Source organism: Actinomadura madurae, assembly GCF_047130825.1.
GTDB lineage: Bacteria > Actinomycetota > Actinomycetes > Streptosporangiales > Streptosporangiaceae > Spirillospora > Spirillospora madurae.
This window is the reverse complement of the sequence record NZ_CP083237.1, coordinates 5,821,738-5,839,295: the sequence shown is the minus strand read 5'-3', so window position 1 is coordinate 5,839,295 and position 17,558 is coordinate 5,821,738. Positions and strand designations below refer to the sequence as shown.

At 70.0% G+C, this 17,558-nt stretch carries 19 protein-coding genes and 1 pseudogene; 12 read left to right on the top strand and 8 right to left on the bottom strand.

What is annotated here, in order from left to right:
• Positions 1 to 87: 87 nt before the first annotated feature.
• A complete protein-coding gene (locus tag K8Z49_RS26420; protein WP_177287886.1) occupies positions 88 to 1,668 on the top strand; it encodes an MDR family MFS transporter in 1,581 nt (526 codons plus the stop codon).
• Positions 1,669 to 1,711: 43 nt separating this feature from the next.
• Here the strand turns inward: K8Z49_RS26420 and K8Z49_RS26415 are convergent, their stop codons facing one another.
• Both K8Z49_RS26415 and K8Z49_RS26410 read right to left on the bottom strand, forming a co-directional pair.
• A complete protein-coding gene (locus K8Z49_RS26415) occupies positions 1,712 to 2,305 on the bottom strand; it encodes a dihydrofolate reductase family protein (RefSeq protein ID WP_075024116.1) in 594 nt (197 codons plus the stop codon).
• 68 nt (positions 2,306 to 2,373) lie between these two features.
• Complete coding sequence (locus K8Z49_RS26410; RefSeq protein WP_075024117.1) at positions 2,374 to 3,213, bottom strand: helix-turn-helix domain-containing protein; 840 nt, start codon at positions 3,211 to 3,213, stop codon at positions 2,374 to 2,376.
• A 180-nt stretch (positions 3,214 to 3,393) separates the two neighbouring features.
• Here K8Z49_RS26410 and K8Z49_RS26405 point away from each other — a divergent pair, with 180 nt between their 5' ends.
• On the top strand, positions 3,394 to 3,627 hold the full coding sequence (locus tag K8Z49_RS26405; protein WP_412515483.1) for a hypothetical protein: 234 nt from the start codon (positions 3,394 to 3,396) through the stop codon (positions 3,625 to 3,627).
• 120 nt (positions 3,628 to 3,747) lie between these two features.
• On the top strand, positions 3,748 to 4,053 hold the full coding sequence (locus K8Z49_RS26400) for an alpha/beta fold hydrolase (RefSeq protein WP_111830715.1): 306 nt from the start codon (positions 3,748 to 3,750) through the stop codon (positions 4,051 to 4,053).
• A 31-nt stretch (positions 4,054 to 4,084) separates the two neighbouring features.
• Here the strand turns inward: K8Z49_RS26400 and K8Z49_RS26395 are convergent, their stop codons facing one another.
• The 3 genes from K8Z49_RS26395 to K8Z49_RS26385 are packed head-to-tail and all read right to left on the bottom strand — an operon-like array spanning position 4,085 to position 6,668.
• Positions 4,085 to 4,945, bottom strand: a complete 861-nt coding sequence (locus K8Z49_RS26395; protein WP_021591293.1) for an ABC transporter substrate-binding protein — start codon at positions 4,943 to 4,945, stop codon at positions 4,085 to 4,087.
• Between the two features lie 32 nt (positions 4,946 to 4,977).
• Complete coding sequence (locus K8Z49_RS26390) at positions 4,978 to 5,769, bottom strand: amino acid ABC transporter ATP-binding protein (protein ID WP_412515482.1); 792 nt, start codon at positions 5,767 to 5,769, stop codon at positions 4,978 to 4,980.
• Entirely contained in the window at positions 5,766 to 6,668 is a 903-nt protein-coding gene (locus K8Z49_RS26385; RefSeq protein ID WP_412515481.1) for an amino acid ABC transporter permease, read from the bottom strand. The genes K8Z49_RS26390 and K8Z49_RS26385 overlap by 4 nt, the downstream gene beginning before the upstream one ends.
• A 210-nt stretch (positions 6,669 to 6,878) precedes the next feature.
• On the opposite strand from K8Z49_RS26385, the gene K8Z49_RS26380 reads away from it, so the two are divergent.
• Genes K8Z49_RS26380 through K8Z49_RS26370 form a run of 3 tightly spaced genes read left to right on the top strand, consistent with a single transcriptional unit; the run spans position 6,879 to position 9,957 of the window.
• Positions 6,879 to 7,901: a threonine aldolase family protein gene (locus K8Z49_RS26380; protein ID WP_146877399.1), complete on the top strand. Its 1,023-nt coding sequence runs from the start codon at positions 6,879 to 6,881 to the stop codon at positions 7,899 to 7,901.
• 59 nt (positions 7,902 to 7,960) lie between these two features.
• Complete coding sequence (locus tag K8Z49_RS26375; protein WP_083598411.1) at positions 7,961 to 8,593, top strand: cupin domain-containing protein; 633 nt, start codon at positions 7,961 to 7,963, stop codon at positions 8,591 to 8,593.
• A complete protein-coding gene (locus K8Z49_RS26370) occupies positions 8,590 to 9,957 on the top strand; it encodes an L-serine ammonia-lyase (protein WP_412515480.1) in 1,368 nt (455 codons plus the stop codon). Before K8Z49_RS26375 ends, K8Z49_RS26370 begins: the two co-directional genes overlap by 4 nt.
• A 36-nt stretch (positions 9,958 to 9,993) precedes the next feature.
• Here K8Z49_RS26370 and K8Z49_RS26365 read toward each other — a convergent pair whose 3' ends face one another.
• A complete protein-coding gene (locus tag K8Z49_RS26365) occupies positions 9,994 to 10,905 on the bottom strand; it encodes a LysR family transcriptional regulator (protein ID WP_412515479.1) in 912 nt (303 codons plus the stop codon).
• 106 nt (positions 10,906 to 11,011) lie between these two features.
• On the opposite strand from K8Z49_RS26365, the gene K8Z49_RS26360 reads away from it, so the two are divergent.
• The 3 genes from K8Z49_RS26360 (at position 11,012) to K8Z49_RS26350 (ending at position 12,516) form a co-directional block, all read left to right on the top strand.
• Positions 11,012 to 11,512 (top strand): cysteine dioxygenase, encoded by a 501-nt coding sequence (locus tag K8Z49_RS26360; RefSeq protein ID WP_412515478.1) that lies wholly within the window; start codon positions 11,012 to 11,014, stop codon positions 11,510 to 11,512.
• 12 nt (positions 11,513 to 11,524) lie between these two features.
• Positions 11,525 to 12,022 (top strand): pyridoxamine 5'-phosphate oxidase family protein, encoded by a 498-nt coding sequence (locus K8Z49_RS26355; RefSeq protein WP_021591285.1) that lies wholly within the window; start codon positions 11,525 to 11,527, stop codon positions 12,020 to 12,022.
• Positions 12,023 to 12,093: 71 nt separating this feature from the next.
• A complete protein-coding gene (locus K8Z49_RS26350) occupies positions 12,094 to 12,516 on the top strand; it encodes a VOC family protein (protein WP_024934260.1) in 423 nt (140 codons plus the stop codon).
• Positions 12,517 to 12,702: 186 nt separating this feature from the next.
• On the opposite strand, the pseudogene K8Z49_RS26345 reads toward K8Z49_RS26350, so the two are convergent.
• Positions 12,703 to 12,945 (bottom strand): annotated as a pseudogene (locus K8Z49_RS26345) (TetR/AcrR family transcriptional regulator); the annotation flags it as partial.
• Positions 12,946 to 12,994: 49 nt separating this feature from the next.
• On the opposite strand from K8Z49_RS26345, the gene K8Z49_RS26340 reads away from it, so the two are divergent.
• On the top strand, positions 12,995 to 13,282 hold the full coding sequence (locus tag K8Z49_RS26340) for a hypothetical protein (RefSeq protein ID WP_412515477.1): 288 nt from the start codon (positions 12,995 to 12,997) through the stop codon (positions 13,280 to 13,282).
• Positions 13,269 to 13,481 (top strand): hypothetical protein, encoded by a 213-nt coding sequence (locus K8Z49_RS26335; RefSeq protein ID WP_412515476.1) that lies wholly within the window; start codon positions 13,269 to 13,271, stop codon positions 13,479 to 13,481. The genes K8Z49_RS26340 and K8Z49_RS26335 overlap by 14 nt, the downstream gene beginning before the upstream one ends.
• Here the strand turns inward: K8Z49_RS26335 and K8Z49_RS26330 are convergent.
• Positions 13,457 to 16,600: an NACHT and WD40 repeat domain-containing protein gene (locus tag K8Z49_RS26330; RefSeq protein ID WP_412515475.1), complete on the bottom strand. Its 3,144-nt coding sequence runs from the start codon at positions 16,598 to 16,600 to the stop codon at positions 13,457 to 13,459. The two genes, K8Z49_RS26335 and K8Z49_RS26330, sit on opposite strands and share 25 nt — an antisense overlap.
• 259 nt (positions 16,601 to 16,859) lie before the next feature.
• On the opposite strand from K8Z49_RS26330, the gene K8Z49_RS26325 reads away from it, so the two are divergent.
• Positions 16,860 to 17,453 carry a hypothetical protein gene (locus tag K8Z49_RS26325; RefSeq protein ID WP_021591280.1) on the top strand — a complete coding sequence of 198 codons (594 nt, stop codon included), beginning with the start codon at positions 16,860 to 16,862 and terminating at the stop codon, positions 17,451 to 17,453.
• Positions 17,454 to 17,558: the final 105 nt, after the last annotated feature.

Genomic DNA, 17,558 nt, shown 5'->3' with positions numbered 1-17,558 from the left:
CTCTAACTTACTTGACGCCCGGCTAGTTCTGAGCTTACCGTACGGCAGGTAAGCAAACTAGCCGGACGGCAGGTAAGTGAGGACGCGATGAGTACGACCCCCACGGAGAGCCCGGTGACGGCGCCCTCCCAGAGCAAACGCCAGATCTACATCGTGATGAGCGGGCTGATGATCGGGATGCTGCTCGCCATGCTGGACAACATGGTGGTCGGCACCGCGATGCCCACCATCGTCGGCGAGCTGGGCGGCCTGGCGCACCTGTCGTGGGTGGTCACCGCCTACACGCTGGCCACCGCCGCGGCGACGCCGATCTGGGGCAAGCTCGGTGACATCTACGGCCGCAAGGGCATGTTCATGGCCGCGGTCGTGCTGTTCCTGATCGGGTCGGCGCTCGCCGGCATGGCGCACAGCATGACGCAGCTGATCGCCTTCCGCGGCGTCCAGGGGTTGGGCGCGGGCGGGCTGATGGTCGGTGCGATGGCCATCATCGGCGACCTGGTCCCGCCCCGGGAGCGCGGCCGCTACCAGGGGCTGATGGCCGCGGTCATGCCGCTGGCCTTCATCGGAGGCCCGCTGCTCGGCGGCCTGGTCACCGACCACCTCAGCTGGCGGTGGGCCTTCTACATCAACCTGCCGCTGGGCGCCCTCGCCCTGGTCGTCACCGGGCTGACCATGCACCTGCCCAAGCGTCCCCGCGGCACGTCCCGCATCGACTTCGTCGGCGCGGCCCTGCTGACCGCCGGCATCGTCTGCCTCTCGCTGATGACCAGCTGGGGCGGCACCGAGTACGCCTGGTCCTCCGCCACCGTCATCGGCCTGGGCATCGGCGCCGCCGTCCTGCTGCCCCTGTTCGTGCTGTGGGAGCTGCGCACCGACTCCCCGATCCTGCCGATGAGCCTGTTCCGCAGCCGCAACTTCACGCTGGCCTCGGTGCTGGGCTTCCTGGTCGGCTTCGCGATGTTCGGCGCGGTGACCTTCCTGCCGCAGTTCCAGCAGCTCGTGCAGGGCGCCTCGGCCACCAACAGCGGCCTGCTCCTGCTGCCGCTGATGATGGGCATGCTCGTCACCACCATGGCCGTCGGCCAGCTGGTGACCCGTACCGGGCGCTACCGCGTCTTCCCCATCGTGGGCGGGGTGTTCATGACCGCGGGCATGCTCCTGCTGGCCCAGCTCACCGTGGACTCCACCCGCCTCACCACCGGCCTGTTCATGCTCGTGCTCGGCGCCGGACTGGGCTTCCTGATGCAGAACACGATGCTCATCGCCCAGAACAGCGTCGAGATGAAGGACATGGGCGCCGCCAGCGGCGCGGCCACCCTGTTCCGCACGATCGGCGGCTCGCTCGGCGTGTCGATCCTCGGCGCGGTCTACAGCAACCAGCTGACCGGCGCGCTGACCGACCGGCTGGGCGAGCAGGCCGGACGGTCGCTCTCCGGCGGCGGCGGACAGCTCACCCCGGCCCTGCTCAAGCAGATGCCGGCCAACGTCCGTGACGCCGTGGAGCACGCGGTCGCCTCCGGCGTCCACAACGTCTTCCTCTGGGCGGGCGCGTTCACCCTGCTGGCCATCGTCGCCGCCTGGTTCATCCGCGAGACCCCCCTCCGCGGCGCCCCGACCGACCAGCCCACCCCCAAGGACCAGGAGCTCTCCGAACCCGCGATCGTCTGACCGGCAACCCGCCAGGGGCCGCCCTCACCCAGAGGACGGCCCCTCACGCGGTCGGTCGGCGGCGCACGCGGTAGCGCAGGTGGAGCACCCGGTCGCCCCGGATCACCACGTCGGGATCCTCCAGCAGGTGCTGCGCGTCGACCGGCCCGAAGTAGCGCTTGCCGGACCCGAGCACCACGGGCGCGACCTCCATGGCGACCTCGTCGACGAGCCCCGCGGCCAGCATCTGGCCGCCGACGTCGCCGGCGGCGACCTCGACCGTGCGGTCGCCCGCGAGCTTCCGCGCGGTGGCCATGGCGGCCTCGATGCCGTCGACGAAGTGGAACGGCGCGTCAGCGTTCCATCCCTCGGGCGCCGGCCGGTGCGACACGACCACGACGTGGTCGACCCCGGCCGGGGGCGTGCCGCCCCAGCCGTCCGTGAGGTCGAAGACGCGGCGGCCGGCGATCGTCACCCCGATCTCGTCCCAGTACGCCCGGACGTAGTCGTGGGACGCCTGCGTCACCTTCACGACCTCGGCGTCGTCCAACGGGACGTCACCGCTGGACATCCAGTCGAACAGCGGCCCGACCTGGTCGTCGCCGTCCGCGATGAAGCCGTCCACCGACACCGTGCCGTACATGACCACCTTGCCCATGGGCCACCTCCTCCGCTCGGGATGGTGCCCATCATGGCCCGGCGGGAGTCGCCGGCTCTTGTAAGGAATCAAACGGCCGGGATCAGCCCGACGTCGAGCGCATGGCCGGGATGCTCGCGCAGGAACCGCCTCCGAGCCTCCACATAGCGGGTCGGCGTCAGGCCGGTGAAGGCCCGGAACTCGTGGCCGAAGTGCGCCTGGTCGAAGTATCCGGCGCGACCGGCGAGGTCGACCCAGTCGACCGGCCCGGCGGGGTCGATCGCGCGGAGGGCGGCGGCGAAGCGGTAGGTGCGGGCGAGCCGCTTCGGCGTGACGCCGATCAGCTCCTTGAACCGCCGCGCCAGGTGGGTGCTGCTGACACCGGCCGCCGCGCCCAGGTCGCCGATCATCACCGCTCCCGTGGCCGCCGCGATGACGCCGCTCGTGTGGCGGACCAGCCCCAGGCCGGCGGTCTCGCGGAGCCGGCGGAGCAGCTCGTCCTCAAGAAGGATCAGCATCTCGCGCGGCCCGGCCTCCGAGGCCAGCCGGTCCCGCAGCTCGGCCGTGCGGGCGCGGCCCCAGACCTGCTCCACCGTCACCGGACGGTCGCACAGCTCCGCCGCGGGCATCGGCAGGAAAGGTCCGAGTCCCCACGGCTTGAAGTGCACGCCCACCGACCGCGTCCACGGCGGATAGCCGAACTCGGCGGCGCGGGTCGGCATGGTGACCACGCAGCCGTCGGCGTACTCGGCCGTCTCGGCCTCGCCGCCGGCACGGATGAGGAACGGTGGCCCGAGATTGAGGATGAGCACCGCCGAAGGCATCGGCGGCAGGGCCAGCCGAGAGTACGGCCGCGGGCCCTCCAGGTAGTAGAGATCGTCGATCAGCTCGTCCAGCGGCGATCGCGGCGCCCACGACACGTACTCCACGCGTCCAAGTATCGCGCCGACGCGAGCCCTCGTAATGCCGTTGCCAGGGGTGGACGGCTGGATCAATGATCGTGCGATGGAGCTCGACTGGGGCTTTTCCGCCGGCTGTACGAAGGCCTGTTCGACCACCATGACGACGTTGCCGGACGTGAGGGCTACCTGGGTGGCCAGCAACGAACGGTGGCCGCCCATCTGGCCGACCTGGCGCCGCTGCGCAGGCGAGAACTGATTCCCGCCGGCGGGTACAAGGGCGACGACGAGCAGCTGTGGCGGATCACGAAGTTGTACGGGCTGAGCCGGGTCGGCGATTACCTGATCGAACTGTTCTGCCCAGAAGGGGAACCGCCCCCGGGATTCGGCCCGACTGGTTTCCGCAGGCTGGATTTCGACGGACGGGCTGTGCACACACGGTGACCGACATGCCCCCGGACGGGCCGTTCCAGAGCCTGACCGGCCACGCCGAGTTCAACGAGGCGTTCATGGAGGCCCTCGGGCTGGAGCGGCCCGCCATGCGGGGCCGACTACACGCCCACCATGTCCGGCTTCCTCCTGGAGATGCTGCTCAGCAACGGCCAGCAGATCGTCGAGACCTTCTGCGAGTCCCTCACCGGCCCCCGCACGCCCGGCGACCGGGCGCGGGAGGCCGTGTGGCAGATCCGCCGCAACGTCCCCGAGGTCATGGCCGGAGACCTCATCGGCTACGCGGGCTTCGACAAGCGGGACGAGGTCGGCGGGATCGCCGCGCCCGTCCTCCTCCTCCGCGGCGAGGCGGACTGGCTCGTCCACCAGGAGCAGGTGGAGGCCGTCCGGACCTTCCTGATCGAGAACGGCTGCACGTAGCGACCCGCCACGGCGTCGGCGGGGTCGCGCGTCAGCCCGCGTTGTTGATCGTCGCTTCCACGTAGCTGTTCTCGGATTCGCCCCACTTGGCCAGGATCTTGGCGTAGGTGCCGTCGGCGATGATCGCCTTCAGGCCGGCCTGGAGCGCGCGGGCCAGCTCCATGTTGGACTTCGCGACCCCGAAGCCGTAGTGCGCGACCTTGCCGAACTTGCCGCCGGCTCTTTCGAGTCCGGGATTCTGCTTGAGCACGACCGCCGCGGTGGTGCTGTCGTTGAAGGCGAAATCGGCGCGCTGCGATCGGACGGCGAGCAGCGCGGCGGCGGCGGTGGGGAACTTCGACGCCCGGATCTTGTCGTTCGCGCAGTCCGCGGCATTGATCGCGTCGATGTCCAGGTCGAAGGTGCTGCCCTGGAGAACGGCCGCGGTCTTGCCGCACAGGGACTTGGTGTCCGAGAGCCGCTTCGGGTTTCCCTGCTGCACGAACAGAGCGCTGTAGACATTCAAGTAGTCGACGAATGTCAGGGTCTTCTGACGGTCCTTGGTGTCGTTGATGGCTCCCGCGACCACGTCGTAACGGCCCGAGGCGACGGCGATGAGCTCACCGGGGAACGCGGCGTTGGTGACCTCGACTTTCAGGCCGAGCTTCGCTCCCACGGCTTTGATCAGATCGATGTCGTTGCCCTCGGCGATGTTCCCCTGGCCTGACAGGAACGTCAGTGGCGGCTGTCCCGGGGCGGTGACGACGGTGAGCACGCCCGACTTCTTGTTCTTGTCGGGAAGCGAGTCGGCGAACGCGGAAGCCGCTTTCGTGGTGTCGCCGGACGTGCCGCAACCGGTGAGCAGCGACGCGGCACCGGCGAGTGCGGTCACGGAGAGCATGAGCCTGTTCATGGTGTACCTCCTGGGTGCGAGCCGTGCGGGGATCAGCCGATCCGGGAAAGGAAGCCGCGTACGCGCTCGTTGCGCGCGTTGTGCATGACGTCCTCGGGGGTTCCGGAGTCGATGACGAGCCCGTCGTCCATGAAGATCACGCGGTCGGCCGACTCCCGCGCGAACTGCATCTCGTGGGTGACGACGACCATGGTGGTGCCGTTGGCGGCGAGGTCCTTCATGACGAGCAGCACCTCTCCGACGAGCTCGGGGTCGAGTGCGGAGGTGGGCTCGTCGAAGAGCAGCACCGAAGGGGAGGTCGACAGTGCCCTGGCTATCGCCGCGCGCTGCTGCTGCCCTCCGGACAGCTGCCCCGGGTACTTGTGCACGTGGTCGCCGAGGCCGACGGCTTCCAGGTGGCGTACGGCGATCTTCTGTGCTTCGTCCTTGCTCTTCTTGTGCACACGACGTAGCGAGAGAGCACAGTTCTCGACCGCGGTCATGTGCGGGAAGAGATTGAACGACTGGAACACCATGCCGAAGAAATGGCGCTGCCCGGCCATCTGCCGTTCGGTGGCCGCCACGACCGCCCCCTTCCGGGAACGGACCGCGCCCATGCGATGGCCCTCGATCCGCACCGCACCCGAATCCGGCACTTCCAGGTAGGCCAGGCATCGCAGCAGCGTGCTCTTCCCCGACCCGGACGGCCCGATGAGGCACAGGGTCTGGCCCCTGTCGACCGAGAACGACACACCCTTGAGCACCTCGACCCCACCGAAGGACTTGCGAAGATCGCGTGCCTCCATGACCGGGCCGGCCTCGTTCGCGTTCGATTCCTGGCTCATACGCTTTCCCTGGAGGTCAAGAGGCCGTCCATCGCGTCCCGCCGTGTTCGGGTTCCCCGGCGTTGGGAGAGGCGGCGTTCGATCCAGCCCTGTCCGAGGGAGGCGACGGTGGTGACCACCGCGTACCAGATGGAGGCGACCATCAGCAGCGGGATGATCTGGTAATTGCGGCTGTAGATGTTCTGCACGACGGTGAGCAGATCGTTGCCGGCGATGAAGGCCACCAGAGACGACGACTTCAACATGCCGATGAACTGGTTGCCCAGCGGGGGGATCGCGATGCGGGCGGCCTGCGGCAGAACCACGTACAGCAACGACTTCGCCGGTGACAGCCCGAGCACCCGCGCCGCCTCCACCTGCCCTTTCGGGACGCCGTCGAGCCCGGCGCGCACGATCTCGCTCGCGTAGGCCGCCTCGTGCAGGCCCAATCCGAGCAACGCGGCGACGAACGGCGTCATGAGCGAGTTCGTCTGCCAGGAGGCGAGGGAACCACCGCCGGGCAGGCCGAGGCTGATGACGGGGAACAGCAGCGCGAGGTTGAACCAGATCAGCAGTTGAACCAGCAAGGGGACGCTGCGGAAGACCCACAGGTAGGCAAGGGCGATTGTGCGAAGGATCAGGTTGTCGCTCACCCTCAGCAGGGCGATGACCAAGCCGAGAACGACGCCGAGCAGCATCGCCAGGATCGACAACTCGATCGTCACCCGGACCCCGTCGAGCACCTGGCCGGAGAGCACGTACTCCCGGACCACCGGCCACTCGACATTCGGGCTCGTGACGACGGTCGTGGCCACGACGCCGGTCACCGCCAGCAGGACGATGCCGAGCGTGCAGGCGCCGACGCTCTTCCTCGGACGCACGGCCGCATCGAGCGGGATGGGTGCGCGAACTTCCGCCATACGTCACCTCCCATCAGATTGACTAGTGAAACTAGACGATGGCTTCGGCGGCGTCAACGGATCGGACGCGCCGTTCTGGTCGAATCCCCTGGTGATCATCAAGTGACGAGGAGGTTTACTGCGCCGCTGTCGGGCCACGCGCTCACGCGGCGAGGCCGGTTTGGCTACTGAAACTAGACACAGGCGCCGATAGATCGCTACGTTGGAACCGTGCTTCCCTCGACGGCGACCGCGGCGGCCTCAGACAGCCGCCCTCACACCGAACCGATCGTCGACCTGCGATCGGACTCGTCCTCACTGCCCAGCACGGAGATGCTGCGCGCCATGCAGACCGCCCGGCTCGGCAACGACCTGTACGGCGAGGACCCCACCGCCAACGAACTGGAGGCCGCCGCGGCACGCCTGCTCGGCAAGGACTCCGCCGTGCTGATGCCCAGTGGGGTGATGGCGAACAAGGTGGCGCTGTCCGTGCTCGCGGAACCGGACCAGCTCATCGCCGTGGGCCGGCTGTCCCACATCAACCTGTTCGAGGACTCTCTGCCGCAGCGGCTCCTGCTGCCGGTGGACGACTCCGATGAGGAGCGGTTCGCCGAACACCTCCGGTCGGCCCGCGACCAGGTGGTCGCGCTCGCCATCGAGAACACGCACCTGATGCGCGAAGGCCATGTGATGACCCCGGAGGCGGCCGATCGCTTCGCGCGGATCGGAGTACCGGTCCACCTGGACGGCGCACGGCTCATGAACGCCGCCGCGGCCCTGGACGTCCCGCCCGCCGACCTCGCGGCCTGCGCGACGACCGTCACGCTGACCTTGTCCAAGGGCCTGGGCGCGCCCATCGGATCCGTCCTCGCGGGCCCGGAGGACATGATGAACCGCGCTCGCCAGAGCCGGCTCGCCATGGGCGGAAGCCTTGCGCAGGCCGGAGTCGTTGCGGCGGCGGGGCTGGTCGCGCTGCGCCGCCCCCCGCAGGAGTTCCGCGCCGACCATCGCGGGGCCGCGCGCATCCGGGCCGCGGCCGAGGAGCGCTGGCCGGGTAGTACGAGCCCGCGCACGACGCCGGGCACGAACATCGTGATCTGGTCTCCGCCCGAGGCCCCCGGTGTCGTCGCCCGGCTCGCGGACCGCGGAATCCACGTCCTTCCCTGGGGCGAGACCTCGATCCGTGCCGTCACCCACCCCGGCATTTCCGAGCGGGACATCGATCATGTCGTCGACGCGATCGGGGAGATGTGACCGTGGACATACCGGCTGGTGCATAACGTGGTCACCGTGACACAGAAAGAAAACCATTCATGAGCGACGAGTCCGCACCGCAGGCTCCGGAGCACGAAATGCCGCCGGACCTCGGAGACCGCCTGCGCGCGGCGCGGCAGGCAAAGAAGCTCTCCACCCGCCAGCTGGCCCGCAAACTCGGCGTCTCTCCGGCCCTGGTCGGTCACATCGAGACCGGCCGGACATTGCCGAGCATCAACACGCTCTACGCGATGGCCACCGCGCTCGACCTGTCGCTCGACCGGTTGTTCACGCTGGAAGGAGCCCGGCCGGCCCGCGCCGAGGAGCAGTCCTCCGGGGTGCGCGTCAGCAGGCACAATGCTCGTCCGCGCCGTCCGGGCCAGGCCGGCATCCGGTGGGAGGGCCTGGCGAGCGTCGACCACCATCTCCGGTTCGGGCTCCTCGCCTATGACGCCGGGGCCTCGACGACGGGAGAGGCGACCCCGCTGGGCCACGAGGGAACCGAATACGGATACCTGCTTTCCGGGACGCTCGAATTGACCGTGGACGACGAGAAATACGTCCTGCAAACCGGCGACTCCTTCGAACTGGACGCGCGAGTTCCCCACACGCTGTTCAACCCCGGGCCGCACCCGATGAACCTGCTGTGGGTGTTCGATCCGCACAGCCACGGCCCGTTCGCGGACGAATGATCAGCGTCTTCGACCTGTTCTCGATCGGCGTCGGCCCGTCCTCCTCGCACACGGTCGGGCCGATGCGCGCCGCGCGCGCCTTCGCCCGGGGATTGGACGCCGACGGGGTGCTGAGCCCGGTCGCCCGGGTCCGCGTCGAGCTGTTCGGGTCCCTCGGCGCCACCGGCCTGGGCCACGGCAGCGACCGCGCCGTCGTGCTCGGTCTGCTGGGGGAGTACCCGGAGACGGTCGATACCGCCACGGCATCCGAGCGCGCGTCGGCGATCCGCGCGACGGGACGGATCGCTCTGCTCGGCCGCCACGAGGTCGTCCTCGGCGCCGGAGACCTCGTCCTGCACCGTCGCGAGAGCCTGCCCCATCACCCGAACGGGATGCGGTTCTCGGCGTTCGACTCGACCGGACGGACGCTACGCGAACGGATCTACTACTCGGTCGGCGGGGGTTTCGTGCTCGACGAGCAGGGAGCCCACGTCGGACGGGACGCCGAAGACCCCGCGCCACCCCAGTACCCCTTCAGCAGCGGCGCCGAGCTGCTCGCGCGCTGCGACGAGTCCGGCCTGCCGATCAGCGGGGTCATGCTCGCCAACGAGCAGGCCCGGCGAACGGCCGACGAGGTCCGGTCCGGGTTGCTGGAGATCTGGGCGGTCATGAGGCAGTGCGTCCGGAACGGCTGGACGAACGAGGGCGCGCTGCCCGGCCGGCTGCGGGTCCCCCGCCGGGCCCCCGGGCTGTACCGGCGGCTGCGCGCCGAGCCGGACGCCGGCGACCCCCTGCTCGTCATGGACTGGGTGAACCTGTTCGCGCTGGCCGTCAACGAGGAGAACGCCGCGGGCGGCCGCGTCGTCACGGCCCCCACGAACGGCGCGGCGGGCGTGCTCCCGGCCGTCCTGCACTACTACGCGCGGTTCTGCCCCGGATCGACGGACGACCAGATCGTGCGCTTCCTGCTCTGCGCGGGCGCGATCGGGGTGCTCTACAAAGAGAACGCGTCGATCTCCGGTGCCGAGGTGGGCTGCCAGGGCGAGGTGGGCTCGGCCTGTTCGATGGCGGCGGGCGCCCTGTGCGAGGTCCTGGGCGGCACGCCCCGGCAGGTGGAGAACGCCGCCGAGATCGGGATGGAGCACAACCTCGGGCTGACCTGCGACCCGGTCGGCGGGCTCGTCCAGATCCCCTGCATCGAGCGCAACGCCGTGGCGGCCGTCAAGGCCGTCAACGCGGCGCGGATCGCCCTGCGCGGCAACGGGACGCACATCGTGAGCCTCGACCGGGTCATCAAGACCATGCGGGACACCGGCGCCGACATGCTGCTCGAATACAAGGAGACCTCGCGCGGCGGGCTGGCGGTCAACGTCATCGAATGCTGAGCCGGAACGGTCCGTGGCGCCGCGGCGCTCGACGCGTCACTCCGCCTGAGATGGACGGAGCACGGGCGGGAGCGGTCCGCCGGGCCGGATCTGCTGGACGGCGTGGTGCAGTGCGGCGATGAAGGCCGTATTCGCCGGCGGATCCGGCGGATCGCCGTAGGTGGCGAGGTAGACGTGCCGCTGGAAGTCGCGGAGGACGCTGGCCTCGATGCCGGGTGCGCGGTGGGTGCGCAGTGCCAGCCCCGGCATGGTGGTCACGCCCATGCCCGCGGCGACCAGTGCCTGGTTCACGATGATGTCGTCGGCGGTGTAGGCGATGGGCGGGGTGAACCCCGCCTTGTCGCAGGCCTCCAGGAACTCGCGGCGGCAGTTCTCGCAGCCCGCGATCCAGTCGGAGTCGCGGTTGCCCTCCAGCGTCTGGCCGGGGTCGAGGCTGAGCAGGTACATCGGGTCGTCGAACAGGTGCGCGGCGCGGACGTCGTCCGGGGCCGGGTCGTCGTAGCGGAAGGCGACCGCGACGTCGACCTCCCCGGCCCGCAGCAGGTCGAGGGCCACGCGCGGATGGGACTCGATCAGGCGCAGTTCGAGGCCCGGGTGCTCGCGGCGCAGGGTGCCCGCGGCGTGCGGTACCAGAGCGGCCAGCGCCGACTGGAAGCCGGCGACCCGGACCAGGCCGGTGTGCAGGCCGACCAGCGCGGACAGTTCCGCGGCGGCGGTGTCGACCCGGCCGACGATCTCGGTGGCGCGGCGGGCCAGGTGCTCGCCCTCGGGGGTGAGCCGGATGCCCCGGCCGACCCGCTGGACGAGCCTGGCCCCGGTCTCCGCCTCCAGCCTGGCCAGATGGCGGCTGACGGCGGGCTGGGAGTAGTTCAGGTGCTTGGCGGCCTTGGTGACCGAGCCCTCCGCGGCGATCGCCGCGAGGACGCGTAGCCGCACGATATCCAGCATCCATCAAGGATACGCATGAGTTAGGCCAAGCATTGTCATTAGACGTATGACTCGGCGTGCGCGACGCTGAGCGGGACGAACTCGTTCTGCCAAGGAGGACGCGGTCATGCTCCGGACATCAGCGACACTTACCGACCTCGTCGCGGCCGTGCGCCGGACGGTCGACATGCGGACCGGCTGGACCGACACCGCGGACCTGGTCGCCGACCAGCTCCGCGCGCACCTGCCCGGCCCCGAGATCCTGACGCCCGATCAGCGTCTCGGCCTGCCCGACCAGGTGGCGGGCCACCTGCTGCACGCCGAGCCGGACGGGGCGTTCTCCATCCTCGGCCTGGTCTGGCGCGCGGGGCAGGGCACCCGGATCCATGACCACATCACCTGGTGCGTCGTGGGCGTGCTGGCGGGCATCGAGCACGAAGAACTGTTCGACGAGTCGCTCAACCCCATCGGCACGCGGGACAACCCGCCCGGCGAGGTCAGTGGCTTCGCGCCGCCCGGCGACATCCACCGCATCCGCAACGTCGGCGACGAGACCGCCATCAGCCTGCACATCTACGGCACCGACATCTCCCGCGTCGGGTCCAGCGCCCGCCGCTACTACGACTGAGGAGCTCGAACCATGGACCAGAACGCCATCGACGAGGTACTGAACCGTCCGTACAGCCAGGAACTGCTCGCCCGCGACCTGGCGAGGCTGGCGTACGTCGCGCTGGACGGCACTCCGCGGTCGATCCCGATCGGGATCCACTGGAACGGCACGGAGATCGTCATGTGCACCGCGAAGAACGCGCGGAAACTGCCGGCGTTGCGCGACAACCCGGCGGTCGCCCTGACCATCGACACCGAGTCGCACCCGCCGAAGGTCCTGCTCCTCCGCGGCAACGCGGAACTGGACGTCGTCGACGGCATCCCGGAGGAGTACCTCCAGTGGAACGGCACGTACGAGATGACGCCGGAGCAGCGGGCCGAGTGGGAGAAGGGCGTGCAGTCGCTCTACGACGGCATGGTCCGGGTCGTGGTGAAGCCGACCTGGGCCAAGCTGATCGACTTCGAGACCACGCTGCCCACCGCCATCGAGGAGCTCATGGCGCGCCAGAAGGAGAACCAGCGCGCATGAACACGGAAAGGACCGCCATGGAGGACACCGGCCGGCAGGACCCGCGTCCAGGGCGCGGGACGGTCCAGCGGATGGACAACGTCGCCATCGTCGTCGACGATCTCGCGGCCGCCAAGGCGTTCTTCGCCGAACTCGGGCTGGAGCTGGAAGGCGAGGCGACACTCGAAGGCAGCGTGGTGGATCGCCTCGTCGGGCTCGAAGGAGCCCGATCGGACATCGCGATGATGCGCACCCCGGACGGCCGCGGGCGGGTCGAGCTGACCAAGTACCACGCCCCGTCGATCCGAGAGGGTGACCCGCGCGCTCCCGCGAACACACTGGGCGCCCATCGCATCATGTTCGCCGTCGAGGACATGGAGGACATCCTCGACCGTCTGCGGATCCACGGAGCCGAACTCCTCGGCGAGCTGGTGCGGTACGAGGACAGCTACCGGCTCTGCTACGTCCGCGGCCCCGCGGGCATCCTCGTCGCGCTGGCCGAGGAGACCGAGTAACCGATCGGGGACGGCCCACGCAGGAGGGGCCGTCTCCGGCGTGGGGGCGAACCCTTCACCCTTCCCGCGGCGCCACCCATGGGTGCCGCATCGCCCGGTGAGGATGTCGCGCCGATTCGCGTCGTCGGGCATATTCAGATCGATCTCCGCCATCACCGCGTCCATGGCGAGATCGAGGACGTCCTCCCTGCTCGTCACGTATTCGTACAGCGACATGGTGCCGGCGTTCAGGCGCGCGGCCAGGCGGCGCATGGAGAAGCCGTCCGCGCCTTCGGCGTCCAGCAACTCGATGGCCGCCTCGACGATGCGCTCCCGGGACAACCGAGGTTTGCGAGGCGCCGGCTCGTCACGGAACCAGACGGACTGGCCCGGCGGCTTTCTTGGCACGCGCTCGCTCCTCCCGTGCGGTGTACGGAAAACCGTACACATAGCTTGATCGTGGATCGATTCCCGCAGGACGTTCGCACGTGGAGGGACGATGACCGATGAGCCCGCGCAGCGGTGGCTGCGCACGTACGCGACGCTGGCTTTGCAGGTCAACCGGCAAGTGGTCGGTACCTCCCGGGGGACCGTCCTCATCTGCCGGGGGCCGCAGGAATGGCGCGCGCAGGTAGAGGCGGACGACCCGCCGCCGCCCGCCCGGCTCGCCGAGGACACCGAACGCTTGCTGGCGGAGATTCCGTTCGATCCTCCGCGGGCGACCTTTCTGGCCTCGCAGGTCGGAGCGAGCCCGCACCGCCGCCCTGGTGCCATTGCCGGACGATGAGGACGTCGACTGCCAGGTGGTGCCGGACGCGCACTTCCAGGCGGCCGGACACTACGCCGGCGGGAGAAAGTCCACGATCTTCATCAACGGCGGTATCCCGTTCAACCTGGCCGACCTGCTCCATGTCGTCAGCCATGATCTCCACCCCCACGATCCGCCGGCCGAGCGGTCTGGTCATGCGGGGTCGGCGTCGGGGTAGAGGCGCCAGAGCTGGGCCTCGCGGGCCATCTCGCTGGCCGTGACGAGCAGGGCGGAGTCAGGGCTGAGCGCCGCACACGAGACGTACCGACTCTGGCTGATCTCGACGAGTTTGCGTCCGGTGGAGGTGTCCCAGAGTCGGGTGTAGAGGCCGGGGCCCGAGGTGAGGAGCATCGAACCGTCTGGAGTGAACTCCAGTTGCCGGGCCCCCTCCTCGATGCGCAGGGTCTCGGCGCCGGTGAGGGCGTCCCACAGCACGGTGGCCCTGTGCGTTCCCGCCGCCAGGACGGTGCCATCGGGGCTGAAGGACACGCTGTTGACGCCGTCGACGGTCGCGCGGCCGGGCGCTGTGTGCAGACGTGCAAGGGCCTGACCGGTGGTGGCGTCCCAGATCTCGGCGGGACAGTGGTCGGGGTCGGCGGGCCACACACCGGACGTGCCCGTCGCCAGGCAGGTGCCGTCCGGGCTGAACGCCACGCTGTGCACCCATCCGATATTGCTGATGACGAGGAGTTCGTCCCCGGTGGTCGCGTCCCAGATCTTGGTGGTGCCGTAGTGGCTGCCCGTCGCGAGGCGGCCGCCGTCCGGGCTGAAGGCCACCGCCTGGACCCAGTCGTCATGGACGATGCGAGCGATCTCGCCACCGGTCGCGGTGTCGAAGATCCGGCAGCGGCCGCGGGTGTACTCCGGTGATCGTCCCCCGAGACCGCCGCCGGAGACGGCGAACCGGGCACCGTCGGGGCTGAAGGCGATCTGCCCCTCCTGCAGGGCGATCCCCCACAGCCGCGACCCGTGGCGTACGCGGCGGACGGGAGCGCCCGACGGGTCGAGAAGATCGGTGGCGCCGTCGCGGAACAGCGCCAGATACCGCCCGTCCGGGCTGAAGGCGACGTCCTTGAGCCACCGGGGCGTTGTGAAAGTGCGCAGGCGGACGGGCCGGAGCGTTCCGTCCGGGCGGGGTGCCCGGACGGGAGGCCGGACCGGCTCGGGAGCCGGCCGGGGCGGCGGCCGGCGGCGGGAGATGTGATCGTGGAACTCCGCGTGGCGGAATTGGAAGATGGGGCCGACCGCGCGCAGGAGTCCGAGCTTGTGGGCGTCGTCCAGGAAGGGCATCAGCCGTAGCGGCAGGCGGCGTCGGCGCGCCAGCCGGGCGGTGACCAGGGCGTAGCCCAGCCAGGTGGCCTCCTTCTCGGTGACGAAGGCGAACACCGCGCCGCCCACGATTCCCAGCCCGGCCGCCACAGCGGTTCCGGCGAGCGTGCCTCCGGTGAAGGCGGCCGTGGCGCCGGAGACGCCGCCCGCCAGGAGCACGGCGATGAGGAACCGGGTGAGGGTGATGCGGCGGTCCGCGCGGCAGCTGGTCACGGGCGTGCTGGCCTCCAGGCGCGCGGTGGCCTGCGTCCAGCGGGACAGATCCTCGGTGAGCAAGGGGACGAGTAACGCCAGCCCGTAGAGGGTTCCCGCCGACAGGCCCTCGCGGAGCGGCCCTTCGAGCCCGCCCGGAGTCCCGTGCGACACCAGGTGGAGGCCGACCCGGACGAGAATCACGCCCAGAAGGCACACGGCGGCGAGCCCGAGCGCCCACGCGAGAGAGCCCAGCATCGAAAGGGGCGTCCAGCGGGAGGCACGCTCGTCGTCGCGCATGTCGTTCGCCAAAGCCGCGATCAACACGCCGCCGGTGAGCCCGCCGAACCACTGGACGTCGAGAGCGACGATGCCGACCGCCATGACGCACAGCGCGCACACGAGCGCGCCCAGCGCCTTCACCAGGTCACCCGGCGTCCCACCCGGCAGGACGGTCCGCGCCAGCCTCCACCAGGCGAAGTCGCGGGTGCCGATGCCCCGGGCGCCGACCTGCCTGACCGTCGCCGGACTGCGGTCGAGAAGGTCGGCGAGATTCCCGAGCCAGCGACGCGTCGGCGCCGGGTCGTGTTCGCGCCGCGGACGGAAGAGCGCCGCATCGTCCCTCCCGGCCGGAGGACGCGCATCGATCAGCGCGGGGATGAGACGGTCGAACAGGTGAGACCGCAGCGTCTCGGCGGTCGGGAACCGTTCGCGATCGAGCAGAGGGGACGGGTCGGCGTCGGGCTCGGCGTACGTGGTCCGCAACAGCCACATGCCAAGGGGGTTCGCCAGGACCTCCACCAGCGGGCTGGGGCCGTCGCGCACCTCGTCCAGCAGGCGCCGCCAGGCCGGGTGCGGATTCGCGGACAGCGTCGCTTCGAGATACCGGGCGGCGTCGTCCGGGGCGAGCGGCTCGGACTCCACGAAAGCCGCGCCGGTGATGCTCCGCGACGCGAGGGCGGCGTCCATGAACTCCTCGGTCCGGCTGGTAATGATGAGCCGGCTCCCGGCCGACATCGCCTCGTTGATCGCTCGGATGATCAACGGGCGCATCTCGCCCGGGGCCTCGTCCAGGCCGTCCAGGACGGGGAGGACGTGCCCGAGGCGCAGCAGCCTGCGGGCCGTGCTGCTCCCCGCTGAGGGCGCGTGCTCGCGGAGCCAGGGATAGGTCTCCTCCAGCCGGGTGATCAGCCATTCCTCGAACGAGGGGGAGGCGACGGCGTCCCAGCCCGAGATCGACAACAGCACCGGAACCGGCCCGTCGTCACGGGAGTCGGCGAGGTGGAGGAGGAGTTGGATCGCGAGGGTCGTCTTGCCCGCCCCTGGACCGCCGAGGATCACCAGGCGCCGGCTGGGCAGCTCCTTGAACCGCGCGACCAGGTCTTCGATGTTGTCGCCGGACCCCGTCCAGACGGCCGGCCCGCCCAGGTTGACCCGCCCGGCCGCGTCCCGGCGCTCGACCTCGACCGTCAGGGCCCACCGCACGGGCATCGGGGACGGGTTGGCCAGCCCCAGAATGCGTTCCTCTTCCCGCCACTGCACCCGCACGGTCTCCCGGAGGCTGCGGACCGTCTCCTCCAGCGTGGACGGCAGCCCTCCGTCCTGCCTGACCTGGCCGACCACCACGACCGCCGTCGCCAGTGCCAGCCCACCCCACACCAGCGGCACACCCTTGCCATGGACCGCCACGGTGTTCGTCGCCATGTTCCCCAGCAGCGCGAGCAGGACGCCCATCAACCCCGCCCACGCGGCAGCCACCCACGGCCGTCGCCTCATGCGACCAGCATCACGACCTCGCGCGCCACGCCACAACGGAAGCCGCCCTCATCCGTTGGCCACCTACGGCCTGCCCCCTCCCAGAGGCCGCTGACGACATGGATCCGGATGCGTCGCCCTACTCGCGCCCTCCGTCCGCGCCGGGTCCGTCACTCATGGGGGTCAGGCCTCAACTGGACACCTTGCGTCTCTACGGGGCAGGAGATCGGTGCGACTTCCGAGAAAGAATGCAGCACAAGAGTCGTGTTGGGAGGGGACGATGCTGTTCAGGCGGGAGGTCCTTGAAGGGATCGCAGGCGGGCGGATCGACCGGGTGTTCCGGGTGTGGGCCGAGCCCCCGGTCCGCGCGGGGAGCACCCAGCGCACCTGGGCGGGGATCATCGTCATCGACTCGGTCACGGCCGTCGCCCCCGAGGAGATCACCGAGGATGACGCCCTGCGTTCGGGCTTCAAGAGCCGCGCGGCCCTGCTCACCGCCCTGTCCAAAAGCACCAAGCAGGGCGGCTACCACCGCGTCATGCTCCATCTGGGCGGCCCCGACCCCCGAGCGGAACTGGCCGCGAACGCCGACCTGACCGACCAGGAACTGGCCGACATCAAAGCCGCCCTGGACACCATCGACACCCGCAGCCGCCGAGGCCCTTGGACCCGCGAGGTCCTCCGCCTCATCGAGGAACACCCCGGCCTACGCGCCCTGGACCTGGCCGAACGCCTGGACCGCGACAGACTCCCCTTCAAGGCCGACGTCCGCCGCCTCAAAGCCCTCGGCCTCACCGAAAGCCTGGAAACCGGCTACCGCCTCTCCCCACGCGGCAAGGCCCTCATGGCCTACCTCCACTCCCTCCCCGACTGATCCATTCCGTGAGGCGGTGTTGCATCGCAACCACGGACGAACCGTGGCGCTCGACGTGGCCGCCCGCTGGAATGGCCGATCTCATCACCGCCCCCACCCCAGAAA

Bases quoted from the DNA above. Each gene is read 5' to 3' on its own strand.
- K8Z49_RS26420 (WP_177287886.1), top strand. From the start codon at position 88: ATGAGTACGACCCCCACGGAGAGCCCGGTGACGGCGCCCTCCCAGAGC.
- K8Z49_RS26415 (WP_075024116.1), bottom strand. From the start codon at position 2,305: ATGGGCAAGGTGGTCATGTACGGCACGGTGTCGGTGGACGGCTTCATC.
- K8Z49_RS26400 (WP_111830715.1), top strand. From the start codon at position 3,748: ATGTCCGGCTTCCTCCTGGAGATGCTGCTCAGCAACGGCCAGCAGATC.
- K8Z49_RS26395 (WP_021591293.1), bottom strand. From the start codon at position 4,945: ATGAACAGGCTCATGCTCTCCGTGACCGCACTCGCCGGTGCCGCGTCG.
- K8Z49_RS26390 (WP_412515482.1), bottom strand. From the start codon at position 5,769: ATGAGCCAGGAATCGAACGCGAACGAGGCCGGCCCGGTCATGGAGGCA.
- K8Z49_RS26385 (WP_412515481.1), bottom strand. From the start codon at position 6,668: ATGGCGGAAGTTCGCGCACCCATCCCGCTCGATGCGGCCGTGCGTCCG.
- K8Z49_RS26375 (WP_083598411.1), top strand. From the start codon at position 7,961: ATGAGCGACGAGTCCGCACCGCAGGCTCCGGAGCACGAAATGCCGCCG.
- K8Z49_RS26370 (WP_412515480.1), top strand. From the start codon at position 8,590: ATGATCAGCGTCTTCGACCTGTTCTCGATCGGCGTCGGCCCGTCCTCC.
- K8Z49_RS26365 (WP_412515479.1), bottom strand. From the start codon at position 10,905: ATGCTGGATATCGTGCGGCTACGCGTCCTCGCGGCGATCGCCGCGGAG.
- K8Z49_RS26360 (WP_412515478.1), top strand. From the start codon at position 11,012: ATGCTCCGGACATCAGCGACACTTACCGACCTCGTCGCGGCCGTGCGC.
- K8Z49_RS26355 (WP_021591285.1), top strand. From the start codon at position 11,525: ATGGACCAGAACGCCATCGACGAGGTACTGAACCGTCCGTACAGCCAG.
- K8Z49_RS26350 (WP_024934260.1), top strand. From the start codon at position 12,094: ATGGACAACGTCGCCATCGTCGTCGACGATCTCGCGGCCGCCAAGGCG.
- K8Z49_RS26340 (WP_412515477.1), top strand. From the start codon at position 12,995: ATGACCGATGAGCCCGCGCAGCGGTGGCTGCGCACGTACGCGACGCTG.
- K8Z49_RS26330 (WP_412515475.1), bottom strand. From the start codon at position 16,600: ATGAGGCGACGGCCGTGGGTGGCTGCCGCGTGGGCGGGGTTGATGGGC.
- K8Z49_RS26325 (WP_021591280.1), top strand. From the start codon at position 16,860: ATGCTGTTCAGGCGGGAGGTCCTTGAAGGGATCGCAGGCGGGCGGATC.